The 25198-nt window shown below is 62.4% G+C and carries 20 protein-coding genes; 16 read left to right on the top strand and 4 right to left on the bottom strand.

Going from position 1 to position 25198, the window contains the following annotated elements:
• Positions 1-36 precede the first annotated feature (36 nt).
• The 6 genes from OEZ49_RS09535 to OEZ49_RS09560 all read left to right on the top strand — a co-directional run bounded on the left by OEZ49_RS09535 (position 37) and on the right by OEZ49_RS09560 (position 5617).
• Entirely contained in the window at positions 37-369 is a 333-nt protein-coding gene (locus OEZ49_RS09535) for a hypothetical protein (protein ID WP_263388087.1), read from the top strand.
• Between the two features lie 272 nt (positions 370-641).
• Positions 642-971 carry a sarcosine oxidase subunit delta gene (locus OEZ49_RS09540; protein ID WP_263388088.1) on the top strand — a complete coding sequence of 110 codons (330 nt, stop codon included), beginning with the start codon at positions 642-644 and terminating at the stop codon, positions 969-971.
• Positions 972-1016: 45 nt separating this feature from the next.
• The gene (locus OEZ49_RS09545) at positions 1017-4049 is read left to right on the top strand and encodes a sarcosine oxidase subunit alpha family protein (RefSeq protein WP_263388089.1); all 3033 of its coding nucleotides are present in this window, start codon (positions 1017-1019) and stop codon (positions 4047-4049) included.
• The gene (locus OEZ49_RS09550; protein ID WP_263388090.1) at positions 4042-4608 is read left to right on the top strand and encodes a sarcosine oxidase subunit gamma; all 567 of its coding nucleotides are present in this window, start codon (positions 4042-4044) and stop codon (positions 4606-4608) included. The genes OEZ49_RS09545 and OEZ49_RS09550 overlap by 8 nt, the downstream gene beginning before the upstream one ends.
• Before the next feature lie 63 nt (positions 4609-4671).
• Positions 4672-5154, top strand: coding sequence for a hypothetical protein (locus tag OEZ49_RS09555; RefSeq protein ID WP_263388091.1), 483 nt, complete (start codon positions 4672-4674; stop codon positions 5152-5154).
• 52 nt (positions 5155-5206) lie between these two features.
• The gene (locus tag OEZ49_RS09560) at positions 5207-5617 is read left to right on the top strand and encodes a hypothetical protein (protein ID WP_263388092.1); all 411 of its coding nucleotides are present in this window, start codon (positions 5207-5209) and stop codon (positions 5615-5617) included.
• 9 nt (positions 5618-5626) lie between these two features.
• Here the strand turns inward: OEZ49_RS09560 and OEZ49_RS09565 are convergent, their stop codons facing one another.
• Positions 5627-6379, bottom strand: coding sequence for an FkbM family methyltransferase (locus tag OEZ49_RS09565; RefSeq protein ID WP_263388093.1), 753 nt, complete (start codon positions 6377-6379; stop codon positions 5627-5629).
• A gap of 102 nt (positions 6380-6481) precedes the next feature.
• Here OEZ49_RS09565 and OEZ49_RS09570 point away from each other — a divergent pair, with 102 nt between their 5' ends.
• From OEZ49_RS09570 to rarD, 3 genes are all read left to right on the top strand, one after another.
• On the top strand, positions 6482-7081 hold the full coding sequence (locus OEZ49_RS09570; protein ID WP_263388094.1) for a superoxide dismutase: 600 nt from the start codon (positions 6482-6484) through the stop codon (positions 7079-7081).
• Between the two features lie 182 nt (positions 7082-7263).
• A complete protein-coding gene (locus OEZ49_RS09575) occupies positions 7264-8034 on the top strand; it encodes an enoyl-CoA hydratase-related protein (RefSeq protein ID WP_263388095.1) in 771 nt (256 codons plus the stop codon).
• A 72-nt stretch (positions 8035-8106) separates the two neighbouring features.
• Positions 8107-9027 (top strand): EamA family transporter RarD, encoded by a 921-nt coding sequence (gene rarD / locus OEZ49_RS09580; RefSeq protein WP_263388096.1) that lies wholly within the window; start codon positions 8107-8109, stop codon positions 9025-9027.
• On the opposite strand, the gene OEZ49_RS09585 is transcribed toward rarD, so the two are convergent.
• The gene (locus OEZ49_RS09585; protein WP_263388097.1) at positions 8964-9515 is read right to left on the bottom strand and encodes an LOG family protein; all 552 of its coding nucleotides are present in this window, start codon (positions 9513-9515) and stop codon (positions 8964-8966) included. The two genes, rarD and OEZ49_RS09585, sit on opposite strands and share 64 nt — an antisense overlap.
• A gap of 137 nt (positions 9516-9652) precedes the next feature.
• On the opposite strand from OEZ49_RS09585, the gene OEZ49_RS09590 reads away from it, so the two are divergent.
• The 3 genes from OEZ49_RS09590 (at position 9653) to OEZ49_RS09600 (ending at position 15114) form a co-directional block, all read left to right on the top strand.
• On the top strand, positions 9653-11347 hold the full coding sequence (locus tag OEZ49_RS09590) for a LysM peptidoglycan-binding domain-containing protein (protein WP_263388098.1): 1695 nt from the start codon (positions 9653-9655) through the stop codon (positions 11345-11347).
• 60 nt (positions 11348-11407) lie between these two features.
• On the top strand, positions 11408-13234 hold the full coding sequence (locus tag OEZ49_RS09595; protein ID WP_263388099.1) for an ABCB family ABC transporter ATP-binding protein/permease: 1827 nt from the start codon (positions 11408-11410) through the stop codon (positions 13232-13234).
• A gap of 326 nt (positions 13235-13560) precedes the next feature.
• Positions 13561-15114 carry a phospholipase D family protein gene (locus OEZ49_RS09600; RefSeq protein ID WP_263388100.1) on the top strand — a complete coding sequence of 518 codons (1554 nt, stop codon included), beginning with the start codon at positions 13561-13563 and terminating at the stop codon, positions 15112-15114.
• 42 nt (positions 15115-15156) lie between these two features.
• Here the strand turns inward: OEZ49_RS09600 and OEZ49_RS09605 are convergent, their stop codons facing one another.
• Together OEZ49_RS09605 and OEZ49_RS09610 are read right to left on the bottom strand one after the other, a co-directional pair.
• Positions 15157-18975 carry an efflux RND transporter permease subunit gene (locus tag OEZ49_RS09605; protein WP_263388101.1) on the bottom strand — a complete coding sequence of 1273 codons (3819 nt, stop codon included), beginning with the start codon at positions 18973-18975 and terminating at the stop codon, positions 15157-15159.
• Complete coding sequence (locus OEZ49_RS09610) at positions 18972-20213, bottom strand: efflux RND transporter periplasmic adaptor subunit (RefSeq protein ID WP_263388102.1); 1242 nt, start codon at positions 20211-20213, stop codon at positions 18972-18974. Before OEZ49_RS09610 ends, OEZ49_RS09605 begins: the two co-directional genes overlap by 4 nt.
• A 248-nt stretch (positions 20214-20461) precedes the next feature.
• On the opposite strand from OEZ49_RS09610, the gene OEZ49_RS09615 reads away from it, so the two are divergent.
• The 4 genes from OEZ49_RS09615 to OEZ49_RS09630 all read left to right on the top strand — a co-directional run bounded on the left by OEZ49_RS09615 (position 20462) and on the right by OEZ49_RS09630 (position 25188).
• Positions 20462-21127 (top strand): hypothetical protein, encoded by a 666-nt coding sequence (locus OEZ49_RS09615; protein WP_263388103.1) that lies wholly within the window; start codon positions 20462-20464, stop codon positions 21125-21127.
• A gap of 101 nt (positions 21128-21228) precedes the next feature.
• Positions 21229-22506 (top strand): PQQ-like beta-propeller repeat protein, encoded by a 1278-nt coding sequence (locus OEZ49_RS09620; RefSeq protein WP_263388104.1) that lies wholly within the window; start codon positions 21229-21231, stop codon positions 22504-22506.
• A 49-nt stretch (positions 22507-22555) separates the two neighbouring features.
• Positions 22556-24031: a ribosome biogenesis GTPase Der gene (gene der / locus OEZ49_RS09625; RefSeq protein ID WP_263388105.1), complete on the top strand. Its 1476-nt coding sequence runs from the start codon at positions 22556-22558 to the stop codon at positions 24029-24031.
• 170 nt (positions 24032-24201) lie between these two features.
• Positions 24202-25188, top strand: coding sequence for a fatty acid desaturase (locus OEZ49_RS09630; protein WP_263388106.1), 987 nt, complete (start codon positions 24202-24204; stop codon positions 25186-25188).
• Positions 25189-25198: the final 10 nt, after the last annotated feature.

Consider the following 25198-nt stretch of genomic DNA (forward strand, 5'->3'; position numbering starts at 1 on the left):
TGAGGCTTCGAACAGCAACTGTTTAGGAGCATCAGCATGTCTTCGTTTGACCATACGACCCCTCACCCTGAGCGCCGCGCCGCAACGACATCGTCGTCAAGTTCGGTCACCACGAGCGGCTCGAATGCCGGGCTGGCCTTTGTTGTCGGCGCGCTCGTCATCGTTGTTGCAGTCATGGCCTGGTTCATGTTCGGAGCAGGTGCGGCCGATGACAGCCGTGACGTCAACATCAATGTCGAAGGTGTTCCGGGCGCCGTCGAAGGCGCGGTCGAAGGTGTGGGCAATGCCGCCGAAGCGGCTGGCTCTGCGGTCAATGACGCAGCGCAAAGCGTTGGCAATGCTGCCGAAGAGGCCGTTGACGGCAACTGATCCCGTTCTTGCGCGAATGGTTCCAGCCTCTTTGGGCTGCGAAATCCGCCGCCGTTTCCCCTTTCCTGACTTACCTCAGGGGGACGGCGGCTTTTTCATGTCCGGACGTATGAAGCCGACCGACAGTCGCGATGCCCGAGAGGATGCGGCAGCGCTGACTTTTGCTGTTCCGGGCCCGGGGCGGATGTCTTCGAAGACGCCGTGCCGCGTCGTTATCCCAACCGTATTTCGGCTGGCCCGCGCGGTCGGCCTGCCGCCGAAAGGATGAAAACATGCTGATCCTTCATTGTCCCTATTGTGGCGTCGATGCCGACGAGACCGAGCTTGCCGCCGGTGGCGAAGCGCATCTGAAGCGTTTCGGCCCGGGCTCGAGCGATGACGAGCTGCATGGCTATCTCTTTACCCGCGAAAACCCCAAGGGTGTGCATCTGGAACGCTGGCGCCATGCCTCGGGCTGCGGCAAGTGGTTTCACGCCGCGCGCTGCACCGCCACGCTCGAGGTGTTCGGCACCTATTCGGCGCAGGTCAGCGGCCCGCCGCAGGAAATCCGCGACGCGATCAGCGCAAAACGCCCCGGCTGGAGCTGGAGGGAATTCTCCTGATGTCCGCCTCTGTCATGTCTTTCTCTTGCGAAAGGTTCACGTAAGATGAGCACCCGTCTCGCAAAACAGGGCCGCCTGATCGACCGATCGAAACAGGTGACCTTTACCTTTAACGGCACCACCATGCGCGGGTTCGAGGGCGATACCCTTGCCTCGGCGCTTCTGGCCAACGACCAGATGATGATGGGCCGTTCGTTCAAGTATCACCGCCCGCGCGGGGTGGTGGCCAGCGGCGCCGAGGAGCCTAACGCGCTGGTCGGTCTGGGTGAGGGGACGCGGTTCGAACCGAACCAGCGCGCCACCACGACCGAGCTCTTCGACGGGCTCAAGGCCGCTAGCCAGAACCACTGGCCGAACCTCGATTTCGATATCGGGGCGGTGAACACCTATCTGTCGCGCTTTCTGCCGGCGGGCTTTTACTACAAGATGTTCATCCACCCGGCGCCGTTCTGGAAACATGTCTACGAGCCGATCATCCGTCGCTCGGCCGGTCTGGGCAAGGCGCCCGACAGGGAGCTGGTGGATGCCGATACCTACGAGCATTTCCATGTCCACACCGATGTGCTGGTGATCGGCGGCGGCGTGGCCGGGTTGCAGGCGGCCAAGGTGGCAGCAAGCTCGGGCGCGCGGGTGCTGCTGATCGAGCAGACCGCACATTGGGGTGGGCGCGCGCCAGTCGATGGCGGCACCATCGACGGGCTGTCGCCCGACGAATGGGTAAGCCGCACCCTGGCCGAGCTGGAGGCGATGGACAACGTCACCTTGCGCGCCCGTACCATGGGCGCCGGTGTCTATGACCACGGCTATGCGCTGGGATACGAGCGGGTGGCCGACCATACCCCCGGCGTGCCGGGGCCGCGCCACCGGTTGTGGCGGATCCGCGCCAAGCAGATCGTCAGCGCCACCGGCGCCATCGAACGGCCGCTGTCCTTTGCCGGCAACGATGTGCCCGGCGTGATGCTGGCTGGCGCGATGCGCGACTATGTGGTGAACTGGGGCGTGACTCCGGGTCAGCGCGTGGTGGTTGCCACCAATAATGACGACGCCTATCGCACGGCGATCATCCTGAAACAGGCCGGTGTCGACGTGCTGCGCATTCTCGACGCCCGCAAGGAGGGGGGCGGCGCGCTGGCCGACGAGGCGCGCGCGCTGGGCATCCGGGTCGATCCGGGCAAGGCGATTGCCAAGGTCAAGGGCGGCAAACGGGTCAAGAAAATCTCGATCTGCAACCAGGACGGCGTCGGTGGCGCCCGCGAAGAGGTCGAGGCCGATGCGGTCGCCATGTCGGGCGGCTGGTCGCCGGTGGTGCACATGTGGTCCCATTGCGGCGGCAAGCTGATCTGGGACCGTGCCAATGCGCATTTCCGCCCCGATCCCGACCGCCCGCCGCTGGGCGCGGATGGCAAGGGTTTTGTGGTGGCTGCCGGGTCCGCCAACGGCCCCTTGGCGCTGGATCAGGTGATGGCTGACGCCGATGCCGCGGGCAAGGCCGCGGCCAAGGCGGCGGGCTTCTCCCCTAAACGCACCAAGGCGCCCGAGGGCGCGGCCGAGGGCGAGAACGCGATGGAAGCGGTCTGGCTGATGCCTGCCAATGCCGAAATCCAGCTGCGGATGAAATCCTGGCTCGACTTCCAGAACGACGTCAAGGTCTCGGACGTGCAGCTGGCCGCGCGCGAGGGGTACGAAAGCGTTGAACATACCAAGCGCTATACCACGCTGGGCATGGCAACGGATCAGGGTAAACTGAGCAATATCAACGGCCTGGCGATCCTTGCTGATGCGTTGAACGCGGATATCCCACAGGTCGGCACCACCACTTTCCGCCCGCCCTATACGCCGATCTCGATGGGCGCCATCGGCGGCGAGGCGCGCGGCGAGGTGTTCCAGCCGGTGCGCAAGACGCCGATCTATGACTGGAGCAACGCCAATGGCGCCGACTGGGAACCGGTCGGTCAGTGGCGGCGTCCCTTTGCCTATGTCCGTCCGGGCGAAAGCGTGCATGACGCGGTCAATCGCGAGGTCAAGAACACCCGCGAGAACCTCGGGCTGCTCGATGCCTCGACGCTGGGCAAGCTGATCGTCAAGGGGCCGGACGCGGGCAAGTTCCTCGACATGCTCTACACCAACATGATGAGCACGCTGAAACCGGGCAAATGCCGCTATGGCCTGATGTGTTCGGAAAACGGTTTCCTCATCGACGATGGCGTGGTCGCTCGGATCGACGAAGATACCTTCCTGTGTCACACCACCACCGGCGGCGCCGAGCGCATCCATGGCCACATGGAAGAATGGCTGCAAACCGAATGGTGGGACTGGAAAGTCTATGTCGCCAACGTGACCGAGCAATATGCCCAGATCGCCGTGGTTGGCCCGAAGGCCCGCAAGGTGCTGGAAAAGCTGAACGCCAAAGCGGGCGGCGGCATGGATCTGTCGGCCGAGGCGCTGCCCTTCATGGAATGGCGCGATGGGCGGATCGGCGAATTCGATGCGCGCGCCTATCGGATCTCGTTCTCGGGCGAGTTGAGCTATGAGATCGCGGTTCCGGCAAGCCAGGGCCTGGCCTTTTGGGAGGCGCTGGTGGATGCGGGCAAGGAATTCGGCGTCATGCCCTATGGCACCGAGACACTGCACATCCTACGCGCTGAAAAGGGCTTCATCATGATCGGGGACGAGACCGACGGCACCGTGATCCCGCAGGATCTGGGGCTCGGCTGGGCGATCTCGAAGAAAAAGGACGACTATCTTGGCAAGCGCGCGCAGGAACGCAGCCACATGGCCGACCGCGACCGCTGGAAACTGGTGGGTCTGGAAACGGTTGATGGTTCGGTGCTGCCGGATGGCGCCTATGCGGTGGGTGAGGGCGTCAACGCCAATGGCCAGCGCAACATGATCGGGCGGGTCACCTCGACCTACTACTCGGCCAATCTGGGCCGTGGCATCGCCATGGGCCTGATCCAGCACGGGCCGGACCGGATGGGCGAGATCGTCGAATTCCCCGGAACCGACGGCAAGACCTACAAGGCCAAGATCGTGGACCCGGTTTTCTATGACAAGGAAGGGGCGAAACAGAATGTCTAAACCTGTCAGCGCATTGATGGGTGCCGCCTATGACGGCATCGTGCGGGTCGAGGACTGCGGCCTGCAAGGCATGATCACCCTGCGGGGCGATCTGTCCTCGGAACCGGTTGCTGCCGCGGCCACCGGCGCCACCGGGCAGGACATGCCCGGCCAGCGCCGCGCCAATGTGGCGGGCGAAAACGGACTGTGCTGGATGTCGCCCGACGAGCTGCTGGTGCTGGTGCCCCATGCTGAAGTCGGCGACAAGCTGGCGGCCATGACCAAGGCCTTGGGCAATGCCCACAGCCTGGCGGCGGACGTGTCGGACGCCCGCGCGATGTTCCGTGTCTCGGGCGCAAATGCGCGCGAGGTGATGGCCAAGCTCGCCCCGGTCGATTTCGCCCCCGGCGCATTCGGCCCCGGCGATTTCCGCCGCTCGCGCCTGGCCCAGGTGGCCGGGGCCTTCTGGATGGAGGAGGATGGCAGCTTCTGCATCATCTGCTTCCGTTCAGTCGCCGATTACGTGTTCAAGCTGCTGAAAGTGGCCGCACAACCGGGAAGCGCTGTCGGCGTGTTTTGAAGGCATATTCAGGGTTGAATAAAGTAGGTGTGAGCGTACTCTCCGGGTAAGACGGAGAATGGAATGCACCACGACCCGCCCAAGGTTTTCAAACCGGCTCGTTTTTTCGGGCCGGTTTTTCTTTTGGCCGCACTATTGCCTGCGCCGTTGATGGCGAATGCCCAAGAAGCGTTTCACTATACCTGTACCGTTCCTAAAGTGCGGCAATTCAAAGGGTTGAGCAAAAAAGACCTGCCAGAACCTTGGGTCTATTCGTTTTCGGTCTTTCCGCAAGGGAATGTGGCGATGGTGACGGACCCGTTGACCCATCAGGAATTTGGCCGCGCGGTTCCAGCGCAGATATCGCTGAACGATGGCGAACGATTTCGGATCGAATGGGAGCTGTTCAGTTTGCGGGGGCGAGGCGGGTTGACTGGGCGGGGGTGGTTTTCGGCGAACATTTTGAGAGCGAAGGGTGCTTTTGTTCTCGAATTCTCGAATGGCACCGGTTTGGGGTTGTTCAGAGAAGGACGAGTGTTCGGAAAATGTACCGTGAAACAGGAGTGAAAGATGAAAACGACAATACCTTGGGTTTGCAGCTGAAATGAACGTCAAGACAATGAAAACACTTCCGGGTATGATCTCTCTTTTATCTCTGATGTCCGGCGCGGCATGGGCAGGGCAGGTCTATGATAGTCAGGTCACGCCAAGATCCAAGGACGGCTGGATCCCGCCGCGATTGATCATTGATCTGGATGAAAGCCGGGGAACCGCCGTGGTCGCCGACGGGATCATCATGGGTGTGGTCAAGAAACCGGTCGCTGCGCAGATGTCGCGGCGCGGCAAGGGGTCGGTGCGGCTGAACTGGGAGGTCAAGGGCATCCCGGTCGGCAATGTGAATACCCAGGAGAACGCCCAGTACAAGGCGATCCTGAATACCGAGAAAAAGACCGTCACCGTGCGGGCTGTGCTCTCGTATTTCGACAATCAGCCCGATGGCTGGGGTAAATGCACGGTCACGTCGAAGTGAACCCCGCGCTCAGCCGTTGAACAGGAAACTGCGAAAGCGGCTTTGCGCCTCGGGCGCGGTCAGGTCGGCGGGGGCGCCGGCCTCGTCGGTGGCCGAGGCATAGAAGTCCAGCGCGACTGCGAGGCCTGCCATGGCCTGCGCACGCTTCGTTTCCTCCAGAAACGGGGCATGGGTCGACAGGTAGAAAGCCGGGCGATGGGCGTGCAGCCAGTCGCTCAGCGTCGGCACCACGCCGAACTCGGCCCCTTCGACATCCATCTTGACCAGCGAGACGGCGGACAGATCGACGGTTTGTGCGAACTCGTCCCAGCCGATGGTCAGCGCGTCGGTGCCATGGGTCCCTGCGGCGAGCAGCGAGGTCATCGAATCCCCAGCCTCTCCGCCGAAAGACGCCATGCGCGCCAGCCCGAACCCGTCCGACAGCGCCACGCCAAAAGCCGAGACGTTGCGGATGTCGTTCAACTCCAGGTTCCACAAGAGATGCCGGAGCGCCACCGGGTCAGGCTCGAAACACCAGACATGGCGTGCCTTGCGCGCGGCATAAAGTACGGTCGGCCCAATCCAGGCGCCGATATCGACATAGTCGCGGTCCGGTGAAAGATATTGGTCGAGCACGGCAAAGGTTTCGGGTTCCCAGGCGTCGGAGCTGGCCTTGTGCCAGAACTTGGAGTGATAGGGGTCGAGTCGGTAGGGCTCGCCGTTTAGTCGGCCTGGGACATAGCCGCGCGCGCGGTAGATCATCTTGCGTAATTTGGTCAGCATCCGCCTCTTCCCGCCGCTTTTCTTGCATCGGCCCTTGACCTGCGGGCATGCCCAAAGCATGTAACCTTGGGAACGCAACATCAATTTCAACAGGGGGCCAAGATGGCTTTTGAACTTCCTGATCTTCCTTATGCACATGACGCGCTGGCATCCAAGGGCATGAGCGCCGAGACGCTGGAATATCACCACGACCTGCACCACAAGGCCTATGTCGACAACGGCAACAAGCTGATCGCCGGGACCGAGTGGGAATCGAAGTCGATGGAAGAGATCATCGTCGGCACCTACAACAAGACCGCCGTGGCGCAGAATGGCATCTTCAACAACATTTCCCAGCTGTGGAACCACAACCAGTTCTGGGAGATGATGGGGCCGGGTGAGAGCAAGATGCCGGGCGAGCTGGAAAAGGCGCTGGTCGAGAGCTTTGGCTCGGTCGAAGAGTTCAAGTCGCAGTTTTCCGCCGCCGGTGCCGGGCAGTTCGGTTCGGGCTGGTGCTGGCTGGTCAAGAATGCCGATGGCTCGCTGGCGGTGACCAAGACCGAGAACGGTGTGAACCCGCTCTGCTTTGGCCAGACCGCTCTGCTAGGGTGTGATGTGTGGGAGCATTCCTATTACATCGACTTCCGCAACAAGCGCCCCGCCTATCTGTCGAACTTCCTCGACAATCTGGTGAACTGGGAAAACGTCGCTTCGCGGATGTAACTCAGCGCAAGGCGTAATTCTTCAGGCCCGGCCCCCGTTCGGGGGCCGGGTTTTTCTTTGGGGCAGGAGGGGGCGCTGCCCCCGTCGCGCCTTGCGCGACTCCCCCGGAGTCTTTTGGGCGAAATGAAGGGGCTGGTCAGGCTGGGTCATGCACGGCATTCTGCGACCGGGAGGACCAAGGCATGAACGAGATGTCGCAAGACGGGCTGGTGAGCGAGGCGTTGAACGAAGGGGTGTTGACCCTGACGCTGGGCCGAGCACCCGCGCATCCGCTGTCGCGGGCGATGATCGGAGCGCTGCATGACGCGCTCGGCCGGGCCGGGCAGGACGATGCGGTCCGGGTGGTTGTGATCCACGGGCCGGGGCGGATCTTTTGCGCCGGTCACGACCTGAAAGAGATCGCGCGTCACCGGGCTGATGCGGATGAAGGCCGGGCCTTTGTCGAGGATCTGTTCGAGGCCTGTTCAGCGATGATGCTGGAGGTAACCCGACTGCCAAAGCCGGTGATCGCGATGATCGAGGGTATCGCCACCGCCGCCGGGTTGCAGCTGGTTGCGGCCTGCGACCTGGCCTATGCGGCGCCCGAGGCCAGTTTCTGCCTGCCCGGGGTGCAGAATGGCGGCTTTTGCACGACGCCTGCGGTGGCCGTGTCGCGTGCGATCGGGCGCAAGGCGGTGATGGAGATGGCCCTGACCGGTGCGGCCTATGATGCGGATTGGGCGCTGGCCGCCGGGTTGATCAACCGGATTGTGCCTGCTGATGCATTGCCTGGCGTGGTGGGCGAACTGGCCCGGACGCTGGCGGCGCGCAATCCCGGCCCGGTGGGATTGGGTAAACAGACGCTCTATCGTCACCTCGACCTGTCACTGGAAGAGGCCTATGCTCTGGCGATGCCGGTGATGGTCGATCACTTCATGGATCCGGGTCGCAGACATCTGGACTGGAAGGTCTGATCCGGATTTCCCGGCTTGCCAATCCGGTCCGCGCGCGGCAAGAGCGGCGGGTAACAACATCCGGGGCAGGGTATGGGCGAGGTCGGGCGTGGCATTCTGGCGATGGTCGGGGCCTGTGTGGTCTGGGGACTGTCGCCGCTCTACTACAAGCTTCTGACGCATGTGCCGCCGCCCGAGGTGCTGTCGCATCGCACGCTGTGGTCCGTACTGCTGTTCGGGGCGTACCTGACACTTCAGGGGCGGCTGGGCGAGTTGCTGCGGGCCTATTCCGGCCTGCGCCAGACGGGGCTGATCCTGCTAGCCGCGCTGATGATCTCGCTCAACTGGCTGGTGTTCATCTTTTCGGTTCAGGCGGGGCAGGTGACCGAGGCCTCTTTGGGCTATTACATCTTTCCGTTGATGGCGGTGCTGGCGGGCCGGTTTCTGTTTGCCGAACGGCTGGTGCGGGCGCAGTGGCTGGCTATCGGTCTGGCGGCGCTGGCGGTGTTGGTTTTGACCTGGGGCCTTGGGGTCGCGCCCTGGGTGGCGCTGATCCTGTCATCCAGTTTCGCCTTATACGGCGCGGTCAAGAAGGGGCTGGCACTGGGGCCGGTGATTTCGGTGACGACCGAGATAGTGATCCTGATGCCGATCTTTCTGTCGGTGCTGGCCTGGGCACACCTGCGGGGCGCGGGGGCGTTTGGCACCGATCTGACCACATCGTTCCTGCTGATCGGGTCCGGGCCGCTGACGGCGATCCCGCTGATCCTGTTCAGCTATGCCGCGCGGCGGGTGCCGCTGTCGACGGTGGGCGTGTTGCAGTACATCAACCCGACCCTGCAATTCCTGTGCGCGGTTTTGGTGTTTGGCGAGATATTCACCCCCTGGCACGGGGTGGCCTTTGCCCTCATCTGGCTGGCGGTGGCAGTGTTTTCGCTATCACTTTTGCGTCAGGACAGGCTGGTGCGCAGGGCCGCAATGGCCGCTTCGGGCGTGTCCACCCAGGTGAGGTAACCGGCCAGCGAGGCATCGGCAAAACCCTGGTCCACCGTGCGCTCGATCAGCGTGCGCAGCGGGTCCCAGTAGCCGTCCACATTCATCACCAGGATCGGTTTGTCATGCAGGCCGAGTTGCCGCCAGGTGAGCGCTTCGAACAGCTCATCGAGGGATCCGGGGCCGCCGGGAAGGACCACGACCGCGTCAGCGTTCATGATCATCACCTTCTTGCGTTCATGCATGGTCTCGGTCACGACAAAGGTGCTCAGGTCGGTTTTGCCGACCTCACGGCGCAACAGGTGCACCGGGATCACGCCAAAGGTCTGGCCACCGGCCTGCTGCGCGGCGCGCGCGACCTCGCCCATCAGCCCCACGTCGCCCGCGCCATAGACCAGGCGCCAGCCCGCGTCCGCCAGCAGGCGGCCAAGGTCGCGGGCGGCTGCGGCATAGGCAGGCATTGCTCCGGATCGCGATCCGCAATAGACACAAACGGATTTGACGGTCATGGCGGCCTTTCCGGATTTCCTGTATTGGGGTGCAATCCTGATAGCGGGAATGAAAGCCGGGCTCAACCGGCGTCGTGGACTGGGGTGATGGCCGGAGCCGCCGGTAAGGGGGCTTTGGGGATGGGGAAGGACGAAAGATGGCCAAAGAAGCCGGAACTGGGGGGCTCAGCACGGGGGGCTGGGCGGTTGTCGCGGGTGGTGCGCTGTCTGCGGGACTGTTGGCGCTCTATGCCTTGGGGGTGATCGGGTCGCGCGAGGCGGAGGAGGCCGTGCTTGCGGTTCCCGCCCCGGCGCAGGATGCCGAGGCTGCGAAAACTGTGGAAACCAAACCGGAACCTGTGGAGGTGGCAAAACCCGAACCGAAACAGGAACCTCAGACGGAGGCCGGGACCGAGACTTCTGTCGATCAGGGCCAGGCAAAGAGCGAAACGGAGGCCGCGCCTGCGGCCGAGCAGGCCGCAGCCCCCTCTGTCGAGCCCGAGGAGAAATCCGTGGCGCTGGCCGCGCCGGTTCTGGACCAGATTTTTGTCGAACAGGACGGCACCCTGCTGTTGTCCGGAACCGCCGAGGCTGGCAGCCGTATCTCGGTGCTGCTTGATGGGGCAGAGATGCATGGGTTCGACGTGGTGGGCGATGGCAAGTTTGCCGAATTCCTGACACTGTCGTTCAGCGATGCGGCGCGGGTTCTGGCCCTGAGGGCGGACCGTGATGGTCAGACGACGATGTCGGATGATTACATCATTGCGGCGCTGCCCGCGCCCGAACCGGTGCAGGTTGCGGAGGCGGCCAAAGAGGCGGCCGAGCCAGACACCAATCCGGCTGCCGTGGAAACGGCTGAGGCGCAGACCACTGACGCGCCGAAACCTTCGGACGCACAGCCGCCGGTGGTGACCGGAGACGCAGCGGTGCAGCCATCCGTAGATGTGCCCGGCGAGGCAAGCAGCGCAGAGACGCAGGAACAAGTGGCGGATGCCGCGCAGCAGGCGCAGCCCGAACCCACGGCCCAAGCTTCGCAGACTGAGACGGCTGCGGTTGCGACGCCACCTGCGCCCACCGCATCCGAACCCGGCGAAGCCGCGGCGGAAAGCACAAAAGCGCCGCAGACGCAGCAGGCCGAGGCCACCGCACCCGTCCAGCAGGACGTTGCAACCGCAGAAGAGGCGACGCCCGCGACCGACGCCCCGGCAGCCATGACCGCGCAATCGGAACAGGCCGCAACTACGGTTACGGCGACAGCGGAGCAGCCCGGGGCAGGACAAGCCGTTGCGGCGCAAACCGCGCCGGTTGCGGTATTGCGGTCGGATGCCTCGGGTGTCGAATTGGTGCAGGCGCCGGAAGTAAAATCGTCGTTGGAGCCGGTCCGAGTGGCGCTGGACACGATCGGTTACTCCGAGACCGGCAGCGTGCGGTTGACCGGACGGGCCAATGGCGGATCTGTGGTGCGGGTCTATTTCAACAACCGCGCCGTTTCCGATGTCTCGACAGATGACAAGGGCAAATGGCGCGGCGAGATCGACGGGGTGGAACCGGGCGTCTACACGCTGCGGCTGGACGAGTTGGGGCAGGGCGGCACGGTTCTCAGCCGGTTGGAAACGCCGTTCAAGCGAGAGGCCCCAGAAATATTGCGCCCGGCCGATCCGCAATCCGGCGAAGCGCCGGCGCGGCCACTGGTTCATGCCGTCACCGTACAGAAGGGCGATACGCTCTGGGCGATTTCGCGGGAGCGATATGGCGAGGGCTTACTGTATGTGAAGGTGTTCGATGCCAATCGCAGCAGCATCCGGAACCCTGATCTGATCTATCCGGGGCAGATATTCACTCTTCCGGACTAAGCCACTGGACGGCACCCCAGGGGCCGGTTTCCAACTACGTACCCAAGTCATAGGCACGCAATGAGACGACTGGCCCACACAGCACCGGCAGAGCAGAACGCGGATGCCGAACGGCGTTCCGGTTGGCGAACGATCCGGCGGGTGGCGCCTTATCTGTGGCCCGAGGGCGAGGGATGGGTGAAACGCCGGGTGGTTTTGGCGATGGCGATGCTGGTGCTGGCCAAGCTGATCGCGGTCTATACCCCGATCCTCTACAAAGGGGCGGTCGACGCGCTGGCTGGCGAGGGCGTGCCGCCCTTGGCTCTGGGGGCGGTGGGCCTGACCGTTGCCTATGGCATGGCGCGGATGCTGACCGTTGGTTTCCAGCAGCTGCGCGATGCGCTCTTTGCCCCGGTCGGGCAGCGCGCGCTGCGCGCACTGGCGCTTGAGACCTTTCGCCATATTCACCGGCTATCGATGCGCTATCACATCACGCGCAAGACCGGCGGGCTGAGCCGCATCATCGAGCGCGGGGTCAAGGGGGTCGACTTCCTCTTGCGCTTCATGCTGTTCTCGATCGGCCCACTGATGCTGGAACTGGTGCTGGTGGCGGGTATCCTGATGTACCTGTTCGATGTCTGGTATCTGGCCGTTGTTGTCGGGACCATCGCGCTTTACATCTGGTTCACCTTCGCGGTGACCGAATGGCGGGTGAAGCTGCGCCGCGAGATGAACGATCAGGATACCGAGGCCAACCAGCGCGCTATCGACAGCCTGCTGAATTTCGAGACGGTCAAGTATTTCGGCGCCGAAGAACGCGAGGCGCACCGCTATGACCAGTCGATGCGGGCCTATGCGCAAGCGGCGCTCAAGACCGCGTATTCGCTGGCCTTTCTCAATTTCGGCCAATCCTTTCTGATCACCTGCGGACTGATCGGGGTGATGGTGCTGGCGGCGCTGGGGGTGCAGGCGGGGCAATTGACCGTGGGGGATTTCGTCATGGTCAACGCCTATATGATCCAGATCACCGTGCCGTTGAATTTCCTGGGCACCGTCTATCGCGAGATCCGGCAGGCGCTGGTTGATATGGGCGAAATGTTCGATTTGCTGGAACAGCCTGCCGAGGTGAGCGACAAGCCGGGTGCGGCTCCACTCAGGATTACGGGAGGCGAGATCACGCTGGAGGATGTGCGCTTTGGCTATGAGGTGGAACGCGAGATCCTCAAGGGCGTATCGCTGACCGTTCCAGCGGGCCAGACGGTGGCCATCGTGGGGGCCACAGGCTCGGGCAAGTCGACCATCGGGCGGCTCTTGTTCCGGTTCTACGACGTGACCGGCGGCGCGTTGAAGATCGACGGACAGGACATCCGCGATGTGACCCAGACCAGCCTGCATGACGCCATCGGCGTGGTGCCGCAGGATACGGTGCTGTTCAACGATACCATCCGCTATAACATCGCCTATGGGCGCGAGGACGCGACTCAGGACGATGTCGAGGCGGTGGCGCGCGCGGCTCAGATCCACGATTTCATCGCCTCGCTGCCCGAGGGCTATGAGACAAAGGTGGGCGAGCGCGGCCTGAAACTGTCGGGCGGTGAGAAGCAGCGGGTGGGTATCGCCCGCACGCTGCTCAAAAACCCTCCGATCCTGCTGCTGGACGAGGCGACCAGCGCGCTGGACACCGAGACCGAGCAGGAGATCAAGGAGGCGCTGGCCCTTGCGGGCGAGGGGCGCACGGTGATTACCATCGCGCATCGCCTCAGCACCATTGCCGAGGCCGACAAGATCGTGGTGCTGGAAAAGGGCGAGATCGTCGAGCAAGGCACTCATGACGGGCTCCTGTCGGGCGGCGGGCGCTATGCCCAGCTATGGGCGCGGCAGCAGGCGGGCGAAGACGAGGCGGCCTGAATATTGGGCCTCGAACGGACTTGGAACTCTAGCCACAGCCTCTGCCGCCAACGGAAGCCGCGCCGGTGTCATCGAACCCCGTTTCTCGGTCGCGACGAGCTGTGACCCAGCGGTCTGGATTTGTGCGAAACGGAGCCTATCGTCTTTTCCATAAGACTGTCTGCGGTGACTTGCATCAGGTCAGGTTCCGGTCTGTCGGGCGAATGTGAGCAAGAAAGTTGCCACTCGGATGCATGTTCTATGGGGATCTTGCGAGCGATGATTTGCGTTTTTCCGGCATCGGGGCATAGGCTTGACCAGATGCGTCGATTTTGGAAGGAGTGGAAATGAAGCTGTTGCGCCGCCTGTTGCTGCTTGCCATCCTGCTGATGGGGGCCGGTTTTGTTTTCAGAAGCATATACGCTGTACCCTCTACGTCGGGCCTCGACCATTCCAGTGCGCTTCCGGCCGATGAAAAGACAACTCTGGGTGCGGCGGTTCTTCCTGAAGCGCGGGCCAATCCTGGAAAGTCGGGGGTCACTCCGCTTGCCGATGGACATCTGGCCTTTGCTTCCAGACTGCAACTGATCCAGGCCGCGGAAGAGAGTGTCGATGTTCGCTATTACATCTGGCAGAAGGACCTCACCGGCTTGCTGCTGCTGGAGGCGCTTCGGGCAGCGGCGGATCGCGGTGTCAGGGTCCGAATGTTGCTGGACGATAACGGAACTCCGGATCTGGACGCCGAGTTGGCAGAGATGAATGCACATCCGGGCATCGAGATTCGGCTGTTCAATCCTTTCATGCTGCGCGAACCGCGCATTTTGTCCTATGTGATGGATTTTCGTCGCCTGAATCGCAGGATGCACAACAAGAGCCTGAGCATCGACGGGGTGGTCACCGTTGTCGGCGGGCGCAACATCGGCGACATCTATTTCTCACGCAGCCTAGGGACAAATTACTTCGACCTGGACGTGGTAGCCTTGGGGCAGGCGGCACAGGATGTCGCGGAGGACTTCGATCTCTACTGGCAAAGCGGATCATCCATTCCTGCCAACCTGGTGTTGCCTGAACGGGACATGGATGGCGGTGTTCTTGCTGCATCGGTTGACCGGATGCGCGCAGCACCGGGAGGCCAGGACTATGCCGAGGCGGTGGCGAACCTGGAACTGATGGATCAAATCCTCGACGGGACAAAAGGTTTTGATTGGGTCGGGATGACACTGGTTAGTGACGATCCGGTCAAGGGGCTGGGTCAGGCGCAGTCCAAAGACCTGATGATCATGCGCTTGCTGGATATGGTGGAACCGCCGAAACGGGAGATCTCCCTTGTCTCCGCTTATTTCGTACCGGGAGAACGGTTGACCGAAATGCTCGCCAAGTGGGCGCATGCAGGTGTCCTGGTTCGGACGGTCACCAACGCGCAGGAGGCGACCGATGTCCTGCCGGTTCATGCCGGATACCGCAACTATCGTGACAGGTTGATAGATGTGGGGGTGAATGTGTTCGAGTTGAAATCGACACTGGAGAAACCCGACATATTGCGCCAGTTCGGCCTTGTCGGGTCGGGCACGACCAGCTTGCATGCAAAGACATTCGTGATGGACCGCGAAAGGGCATTCATCGGTTCGTTCAACTTCGACCCGCGATCCGCCAAACTCAACACCGAGATGGGATTTCTCATCGAGAGTCCGAAACTGGCATCGGGCATGTCAGAGAATTTCGATGCCAATATCCCGCTATGGACCTATGCGGTCAGCCGCAGTCAAAGCGGCGCATTGACCTGGCAAGAGACAATCGCAGGCGGCGACCAGGTGATCCACAATGTGGAACCAAAGACCACTGTGTTTTCGAGGTTTCTGGTCGGTGTGATCGGGGTCTTGCCGATCCAATGGATGCTCTAGGGCGGTTCCCGGCCAGGACAAACCGGGCCGGATGAGCCTTCTTTACTCGGCCGCTTTAAGGGGCAGTGTGTCGGGTTCAGAGGCGGTATCCGGCTCCTCGGTTGGAGGCTCACTTTCCATTTCGTCCCAGATAATCTGGGTTGCCTTGAGCTTTTTGGCAGACCGACGCAGGCGCATGTCGCGGGCGACGCGGCTGGAGCGGCCCGAGGTAATCCGCGCAAATCCGCGCCCGATCATCACCGCATAAGTTGAGGCCCAGACACGCAGGGCCAGCAGGGATGGCGTAACAATCAACGTCAGGACCGTCGCAATGCCGAGACCAAAAACCACGGCGGTGGCGAGCTGCTTCCACCAGAGCGCGGTCGGGCTGTCGATGGAGTAGCCCCCGTTGATGAAGTCGAGGCTGAGCCCAAACATCATCGGAGTCAGGCCAGCCATGGTGGTGATCGTGGTCAGCAGCACCGGGCGGATGCGGGCCTCGGCTGTACGTACGATTGCCTCGATCCGGGGCATGTAGCGGCTGAACTCCTGATAGGTGTCGATCAGCACGATGTTGTTGTTCACCACGATCCCGGCCAGCGCCACGATGCCAGTGCCGGTCATGATGATCGAGAACGGCTGGTTCATGACCATCATCCCGATCAGCACACCGGTCGTGCTGAGGACCACGGCGAGCAGTACCAGAACTGAGTTGTAGAAACTGTTGAACTGCGCCAGCAGGATGATGAACATCAGCCCCAGCGCGGCCAGAAACGCCTTGGACAGGAAGGCCTGGCTCTCGGACTGGTCCTCCTGGTCTCCGGTCCATTCCCAGTCCAGCCCGGCGGGCAGGGGGGAGGTCTCCAGCCACTCCGTCACGACGGAAATGCGTTCGTTGGCATTGATCGGGGCAAAGCGGGCCTGTCCGTTGTCAATTGCCTCCTGCATCCCGGCGATGCTGTCAGCCCCGGTCAGCATCACAAGCTCGAACTGCGCCCCGTCAACCGGACGGGTCAGAACCTCGGCTTTGGCCTGAATGCCGTTGGACAGGGCCCGTACAACGGCAAGTCGGGATTCTCCGCCTTTGGGCGCATCCATGACCACTTTGCTCAACCCCGGTTCGACATCCGACTTGACGTCGAAGTAACGTTGCTGATCAACACGGCTGATCTTTGCCAGTTTTTCAACCGGCTTACGGGTGATGAAGTTTGACAGTGGCACCAGCCCATCGGGGGTCCGGACCTTGAGCGTGTCCAGGGTCGAAAGCACCCGGTCCTCTTCGGGGAGGCGCACGCGAATCTCGATCTCGTCATCCGCATCGGCGGGCCGGTATTCTCCCAGCAGCACACCGCGCGTGACCAGCTGTACCATGGCGCCAACCGTCGCCACATCCGCGCCAAAGCGGCCCGCTTTGGCCACATCCACGTCGATCTGCCAGTCGATACCCGGCAGGGGGCGGGTGTCTTCGGTCTTGATCAGGCCGGGCGTGGCGTCGAACTGGTCGCGCACCAGCGTCGTGGCTGCGATCAGGTCATCCCAATTGTCGCCCTTGATGCGGAGATGCACCGGCTTGGCCGAAGCCGGGCCGCGGCCCAGCGGCTCGATCTCGGTCACGAAACCGGGCAGGCGTGCCAGTTGGGCATTCAGCTGTTCCAGCACAAAATCGCCATCGTATTCGACCGCGACCACTTCCTCCTGGAAACCGAGCCAGTTGGTGAGGCGGCTGCCAAGCCAGCCGGTCAGCGGATGCGCCTCGGTCGGGCGGTCCTCCCAGGGGATGATCTCGAACTGGATCTGTCCGACGGTATCGGCAGGCGCCTGTGCGCCGCCGGTATTCTGGTTCAACCCGCCTTTGCCCGCAAAGGAAAAGACATTCACCACTGCCGGGTGGGCGCGGATGACCTCTTCGGCCTGGCGGACCATCTCGTCCTTTTCGGCCAGAGACAGGTTGCCGCGCGCGCGCACATATGTGGTCGCCTGTTCAGGTTCGCTCTCGACAAAGAACTCCACCCCCAGAGATCTTTGCGGGAACATCACAAAGGTGACCTGATAGACCGCAAAGGCGACAACGACGATCGACACGATCGGCATAATCGGATTGCCAGCAATGAACTTGATGACATGGCCGAACGGGGTATGCCCGCCCGAAGCGGCAACGCGACGTTGCGGCAGCTCGATCCGTGCCGCGGACAATGTGACCGATGCAGCAAAGGCGCTGAGCAGGAAGAGCAACACGCCGATCATTGTTCCGCCCGGAGCGCCTGGCGGCAACAAATAGGCAGGGTTCAGAAGCTGCATTGCGCCCACGAACATCCCGTAAAGCGCCGGAGGCACCATCAGGGCCCGGACCACCCAGGGGGTGCGTGCGCGCAGCCAGTTGGACATGCGGCCGAAAGTGCGGCTGATGCGACCGGAGACGCCCCCCATTACCGGCAGATAGATCAGCGCCACGACCAGCGACGCCGAGAGCACAAAGATCAGGGTTACCGGTAGCATGCCCATGAACTCGCCCGGCACACCCGGCCAGAACAGCATCGGCAGAAAGGCACACAGCGTTGTCGCCGTGGACGAGACCACCGGCCAGAACATCCGCTGCGCCGCCTCGACATAGGCATGCATCGGTCCGATGCCGTCCTTGATCCGCTTGTCGGCATATTCCACCACCACAATGGCGCCATCGACCAGCATGCCCACGGCAAGGATCAGGCCGAACATGACGATGTTCGAGATCGACACGCCCATCGCCGCCAACAGGGCGAAACACAACAGGAACGATGTGGGGATGGCGAAACCGACCAGAAGCGCCGCGCGGCTGCCAAGGCTGGCGAGCACCACGATCATCACCAATGCAATCGCGGTTAGGACCGAGCCTTCGAGCTGGCTGACCATCGAGCCGACAACGCGGCTCTGGTCATTGGATGTACCAACCTGAACCGCCGCCTTCATCTGCTCGGGCCAGGCTTCTTTTGCGTTGGCGACCGTGGCCTTTACCAGGTCCACTGTGTCGATCAGGTTGTACCCCTTGCGCTTGACCACTTGCAGCGCGACGGTGTTTTTGCCGTCGAAACGAGCGGTGCCTTCGCGGTCTTCGAAAGTGTAGTTGATCTGCGCCAGTTCACCCAGCGTCACCACGCGGTCACCGTTGACCTTGATCGGCAGTTCGTAGACGTCACGCGCGGATTTGAAGGAGGACGGGATCTTGACCGAGAAAGCGCCCTGTTCCGACTCGACCTCGCCCGCCGCGATCAACTGGTTGTTGTTCTGGACCACATTGATCAGTTCCAGAGCGGTGACGTTGTAGGCTTCGAGCCGCAGCGGGTCGATGATGACCTCGAGCATTTCGTCGCGGTTCCCGGCGATGCCCGCTTCGAGCACCGCATCGAGCGCTTCCAGTTCGTCCTGAAGGTCCTTGGCGATGCGCGCCATGGTGCGTTCCGGTACCGCGCCGGTAAGGTTCACAATGACGATTGGGAATTCGGAGAAGTTGATCTCGGTCAGGGTGTATTGTTCGGCCCCGGTCGGGAACGACGCCTGGGCGGTATTCATCGCGTCGCGGACATCGGCGGTGATGGCCGACTTGTCCCAGCCGAACTCGAATTCGAGCGCAACGCCTGCGTAGTTCTCGGCGGCGGTGGCGGACATCTTCTTGAGGCCGTCCAGATCGGCAAGCTCGGTTTCCATCGGTTTGACCAGCAGACTTTCGCTGTCTTCCGCCGAGATACCGGGGAACTGGACCGATACGAAGAGGGCCGGAATCTCGATATCCGGTTCCCCCTCTTTCGGCAGGTTCACATAGGCAAAGCCTCCGATCAGGATCGAGATCGCAATGAAGGCAAGGACCATACGCGCCCGGGACGCGGCCCAGTCGACGATGCCGATCATTCAGACGCCTCCCGCCAGGTCGGTTCCACGGTCACGCCTTCGATCACATAGTCCTGGCCCACGACAATGACATCCGCGGTTTCCGGCAGACCGGTCAGCCAAACTCCTACAGGCGTATCGCGCACAACTTCAACCGGCACAAAAGCAACGATATTGCCCTGCCCGACGGTACGAACGCCCAGCTGCCCGTCATTGTTGAGGGTCAGCGCCGATTGCGGCAGGCGATGCGCCTTTGCGCCGTCAGAGGAAATCGCGATGGTTGCCGTCTGGCCGTCACGGATGAGCAGTTCGGGGTTGTCGACGGTCACTTCGACTTCGAACGTCCGGGTGTTCGGATCGGCCGAGCGGCTCAGGAATGTGACACGGCCTTGCACTTGAAGCCCAGTGGCCAGTTCCGCACCCGCAAGCGCACCGACCTGCACCCGGTTGACCGCGGTCTCGGGGACATATCCCACGACCTTGATCGGGTTGAGCTGGATGATGGTCGCGCAGAGCGAGCCCGGCTGCATGAGGCTGCCAAGCTCAGCCGTGTCGCTTTCCAACAAGCCCTGGAAAGGGGCCTCGATGGTCAGCCGGTCGATCTCGCGTTGTGCCGCCGCCACGGCTGCAGTTGCCGCTTCGATACTGGCGCGGCTGGTTTCGAGGCCGGCCTCGGCGGATTTGATCCCGGCCTCGGCGGAACTGACGGCGGCCTGGGTCGAGATGCGGCGGGTTTCGGACGCATAGCCTGTCTCGGCCAGCTTCTGTGCGGCGTTGTTGTTGATGCGCGCCTCTTCCAGCCGGGCCTTGGCCTCAGCCAGGCGGGCGTCTGCTTCGGGCATCGAGCTTTCGGCCTGCGCCTTGCGGGCCTTCGCCTCGGCAAGTTGGGCGGGCCGGGTGCCCGGGTCGAGTTCGCACAGCATGTCACCGGCAGTGACGAACGTGCCTTTGCGTTTGGGTTCGGAAAGGACGGTCGATGTGGTCTCGGATCTGACATCGACCTGGCGAATGGCGCGCGTCTGACCGCGAAGGATCACCGCGCTGTCGATCTCGTTGGCCTCAGAGCGCTGAACAACGACCCGCATCACGCTGGAAGCGGTCTGATCCGTGGTGTTGGATGCCGTCTTCGCGGCGGTCTCGTCTTGTAAGGTCGTGGCCGCTTCGGCCTTTGCAAAGGCCATCAATTTGTCGCGTTCGAAGACGAGCAGGTATAATCCTACAGTCACCAGAATCGCGGTGAGGAAGGGGACCAGACGCATCGAACACCTTTCTTCAAAAAACACATGCCGCGCAATAAAGACCAAATGCAGCCGCTTGTGGAGTGAGAAATGGGGTTTGGGCCGTCGGATGTCCAGACTGAACTGATCAGTTCAGTTCAATTTTTTTGGCAGTGCGGCGCAAGTGCATGACCAACAGTCACGTTCGTGGTCTTGGCTTGCCCGAAGGGGCGCGCTATGAGGGTCTGGCACTAAATGGGCTATGAACCGAAAGACAGACAGGGACCGGAATGAGCGACACTGACAGTTTCATCGACGAGGTCACCGAAGAAGTTCGCCGTGACCGTATGTTCTTGCTTCTCAAGCGATGGGGTTGGGTCGGGGCGCTGGCGGTGGTCGCCATTGTCGGCGGGGCAGCGTGGAATGAGTATTCCAAGGCCCAGGCGACAGCCAAGGCGCAGAAACTTGGCGACGATATCATTGCGGCCCTGGCCGCGGATGACACAGCCGGGCGCGCTGCGGCGCTGAGCCAGATTGAAACGGACACTGCGGGTGGTTCGGCCGTACTTGGCATGCTGACCGCCTCGGCCGAAAGCGCGGATGACAAGGCCGCGGCAGTGCTGCGGCTGGAGGCAATCGCTACAAACGGAGAATTGCCCGAAATCTATCGCGAGATCGCAGGGTTCAAGTCACTGATTTTACAAGTGAAAACCTTGTCTGCCGCCGACTTGCGACAGCGGTTCGAGGCACTGGCCCGGCCCGGTGCGCCGCTGCGCTTGCTTGCGGCTGAACAATTGGCCCTGATCGACATTTCCGAAGGAGACGTGGACGCGGCCCTGACGCGTTTGCGGGCTATCCGGGAAGACGCCGAAGTCAGCTCAGACTTGCAACAGCGCGCAACTCAGTTGATGGTGGCGCTGGGGGCCGATCCCGCACCGCTGGCGCGGCAGGGCTGATACCGGGCATGTGGACGGCGGCGAAGGTGCGGAACAAAAACGATAGACAGGCGAGTTCGACCATGGTGACCAGCTCATTCTCCCGGATCGGGATGGCCCTGATGGGTGGAGCATTTCTGCTGCTTGCAGGATGTGAGGAACCAGAGGTGATCCTGCCCGGCGTTCGCGAAGACATCCGCTCGACGGCAGAGGCAGAACAGGTTAATCAGTCGCGGGCGTTAAAGCTGGCTGCGCAGCAATCTAATGCCGAATGGGCACAGAGTTTTGGAACGCCTGCGTTTCGCACGGCGCATCCCGCCTTGCGGTCGTCGCCGCAGTTGATTTGGTCAGTGCCAATCGGGTCCGGAGACAGCAAGCGGCAACGTATTACCGCAGATCCTGTGGTCGCTGGTGGGCTGGTCTATACCTTGGATAGCGCAGAGCGTGTATCAGCCGTAACGCCGGGCGGTGGGCTGGTCTGGCAGACCGACCTAATCCAGCCTGGAGAGGCCGAGGGTCAGGCCACAGGGGGTGGCATGGGCTATGCCGATGGTGTGCTTTATGTGTCCTCGGGCTATGGCAACCTGACAGCGCTGGACGCCAAAACCGGGGGTGTGCGCTGGCGGCAGAAGCTGAACGCCACAGGCTCTGGCGCGCCGACCATCCGCGACGGGCTGATCTATCTTGTGGCTGGGGACGATACCGCCTGGGCGGTCAACACCAAGGATGGCCGGATCGCCTGGCAGATCCAGGCCACGCCGAGCGTCGGCAACGTTCTGGGTGCGCCGGCACCAGCGCTCAGCAGCGATCTGGCGATCTTCGCGTTTGGCTCAGGCGATCTGGTCGGGGCTTTCCGCAAAGGTGGCGTGCGGCGCTGGGGCGCCTCGGTCACCGGAGAGCGCAAGGGTCGCGCGGCGTCGCGCATCGGTGATGTGACCGGCAGCCCCGTCATCGTTGGCAGCACATTGTACGCGGGCAACCATTCCGGCCGCACCGTGGCCTTTCGGGTCGACAATGGCGAGCGGTTGTGGACAGCGACCGAAGGTGCGTTGGGGCCGGTCTGGCCCGCTGGTGACAGCATCTTCCTGGTAAGCGACCGCAACCAGATAATTCGGATGAATGCCGCCGATGGCAGCGTGATCTGGGCCCAAGACCTGCCGGGGTTTGTCAAGGACAAGCCCAAGAAGCGTGGCGCGACCTATGCGCATTACGGGCCGGTGCTGGCGGGTGGTCGGGTTATTGTCGCCTCGAACGACGGGTTTCTGCGGCTTTACAACCCCGAGGACGGCGCGTTGTTGCAGCGCATCGAGGTTCCCGGCGGGGCCACCACCGGGCCGGTTGTGGCGGGCAGCACGCTCTATGTTGTGGGCACAAAGGGCCAACTGCACGCTTTCCGTTGACGCGCGGACGCGCTATAGGGCGCGTCTGAGTCTAGAAAAGTAGAGTGCCATGTCTCTGACCCTCGCCATCGTGGGGCGGCCCAATGTGGGCAAATCCACCCTGTTCAACCGTCTGGTCGGAAAACGGCTGGCGCTGGTCGATGACCAGCCGGGCGTGACCCGCGACCTGCGCGAAGGGCAGGCACGGCTGGGCGACCTGCGCTTTACCGTGATTGACACGGCGGGGTTGGAAAACGCCACCGACGACAGTTTGCAGGGCCGTATGCGACGGCTGACCGAACGCGCGGTCGACATGGCCGATATCTGTCTGTTCCTGATCGACGCACGCGCCGGTGTCACCCCCAATGACGAGATTTTCGCCGATATCCTGCGCCGCCGATCGGCCCATGTGATCCTGGCAGCCAACAAGGCCGAAGGCGCGGCGGCCGATGCCGGTGTGCTGGAGGCGTATGGGCTGGGCTTAGGTGAACCGATCCGCCTGTCGGCCGAGCATGGCGAGGGGATGAACGACCTTTATTCGCGGCTGATGCCCTTGGCCGACGCTATGGAGGAAGAGGCCGAAGACCAGGCGCCCGAAACGGATGTCGACGTTGCGGATGATGGCGAGGACGAGGAAGACGCCGAAGCGCGTGTGAATGAACCCCCTGCGATCACTGCCGAAAAGCCCCTGCAAGTCGCTGTGGTCGGGCGCCCGAACGCGGGCAAGTCCACGCTGATCAACAAGATCCTCGGCGAGGAACGGCTATTGACCGGCCCCGAGGCTGGGATCACCCGGGATGCCATTTCGCTCCGCATCGACTGGGATGGCACGCCGATGCGGATCTTTGACACCGCAGGTATGCGCAAGAAGGCCAAGGTACAGGAAAAGCTGGAAAAGCTGTCGGTCAGCGACGGCTTGCGCGCGGTCAAGTTCGCCGAGGTTGTCGTGGTCCTGCTGGACGCCGCCATTCCCTTCGAGCAGCAGGACCTGCGCATCGCCGATCTGGCTGAGCGCGAGGGGCGGGCCGTGGTGATCGCGGTTAACAAATGGGATGTCGAGGAAAACAAGCAGGACAAGCTGCGGGAACTGAAGGAAAGCTTTGAGCGCCTCTTGCCGCAACTACGCGGTGCGCCGCTGGTCACGGTATCGGCCAAGACGGGCCGGGGGCTGGACCGGTTGCACGACGCCATCCTGCGGGCACATGCGGTCTGGAACCGGCGCGTGCCCACCGCTGCGCTCAATCGCTGGCTGATCGGCATGCTGGAACAGCACCCGCCGCCCGCGCCGCAGGGCAAGCGGATCAAGCTGCGCTACATGACCCAGGCCAAGACCCGGCCGCCGGGGTTCGTGGTGATGTGCAGCCATCCCGACAAGATGCCAGAAAGCTATTCGCGCTATCTGGTCAACGGGCTGCGAGCCGATTTTGACATGCCCGGCACGCCAATCCGACTGACCCTGCGCGGACAGGGCGATAAGAACCCTTATAAGGGGCGCCGCAAGAAGAATGCCGGTGCTTTGACCAAGCACCTCAAGGCGAGGTCTTAAGGCCCGCGAAGTGCTACATATTTTCGCAAGGGGCGTGACAGCGCCGCTTGCTTCGCGATAGCATTCGCGCATCGGGCGCAATTCATCCGCGGGCGGCTTGTTTGCGGGGGGAGCTTTATTAAGTTGTGATGAAAGTCGTTTAGCGGTCAGGTCTGGGGGAGCAGACGATCATGGATCTGAGGGCCTATACACGCCAGTTTGCCGTTCAAGACAATCGCTTGGCGGGTCTCAGCTATTTCGGGACATTTGCGGTGTATTTTACCGCTCTCTATCTGGCGATCACCTATGTGGACCGCTGGTATGTATTGCTTCCCACAGGCGTGGCCTTTGCCTTTGCCGCAGTGCGTCTATACGTCCTGCAACACGATTGCGGACATCATTCGCTGTTCGAGACACGGCAGCAGAACGAGATCGCGGGTCACGTCCTGTCACCGTTTACGTTCGCACCCTTCGAGGTGATGAAGCAGAACCACAACCTGCATCACGCGGGTGTGGGCAATCTGGAGCATCGGGAGACCGGCGAGATCCATACCATGACCCTGCGGGAATGGCAGGCCGCCGACTGGAAGACCCGCCTGATCTATCGGCTGTATCGCAACCCGTTCATCCTGATCCCGCTGGGAGCGGCGTTTACGTACTTTATCCGCTACAGATGGCCCAAGAACGCGACCCGCTTTGGTGCCTTTGGGGTGGTTGCGCATAATGGCGCTATCGCGGTTTTCCTGGGCTTGCTGTGGTGGATGGCGGGAACGACGGGGGTGCTGGTCTGGCTGATCTTCTCGTTCCTGGGCGGGATGCTGGGGGTGTTTCTTGTCTATCTCCAGCACAATTTCGAGGACACATACTGGGATCGCCGCCCCGATCTCGATCCGCAGCTTGCGGCGTTACAGGGATCGTCAGCGCTGGATTTCGGATGGTGGTTCGACAACGCCGTGGCCTGCATCACCCTGCATGACATTCACCATTTCAATGCGCGCATCCCGTCTTACCGGTTGCGTGCGTGCCATTACGGGTTGCCGCCCGAATGTGCGCCGCGCCGGATCAAGTTCGGGGAAGCGGTCGCGGCGTTGAACCTGAAGTTGTGGGACGAGGACACACGGCGGCTGGTGCCGTTCCCGCCGGGGCGCCCTGTGGCCAAGGCTCGGGCCGCCGGGTAAAACGGGCGGA

Origin of the sequence: Ruegeria marisflavi (genome assembly GCF_025673445.1) — a bacterium.
GTDB lineage: Bacteria > Pseudomonadota > Alphaproteobacteria > Rhodobacterales > Rhodobacteraceae > Ruegeria_B > Ruegeria_B marisflavi.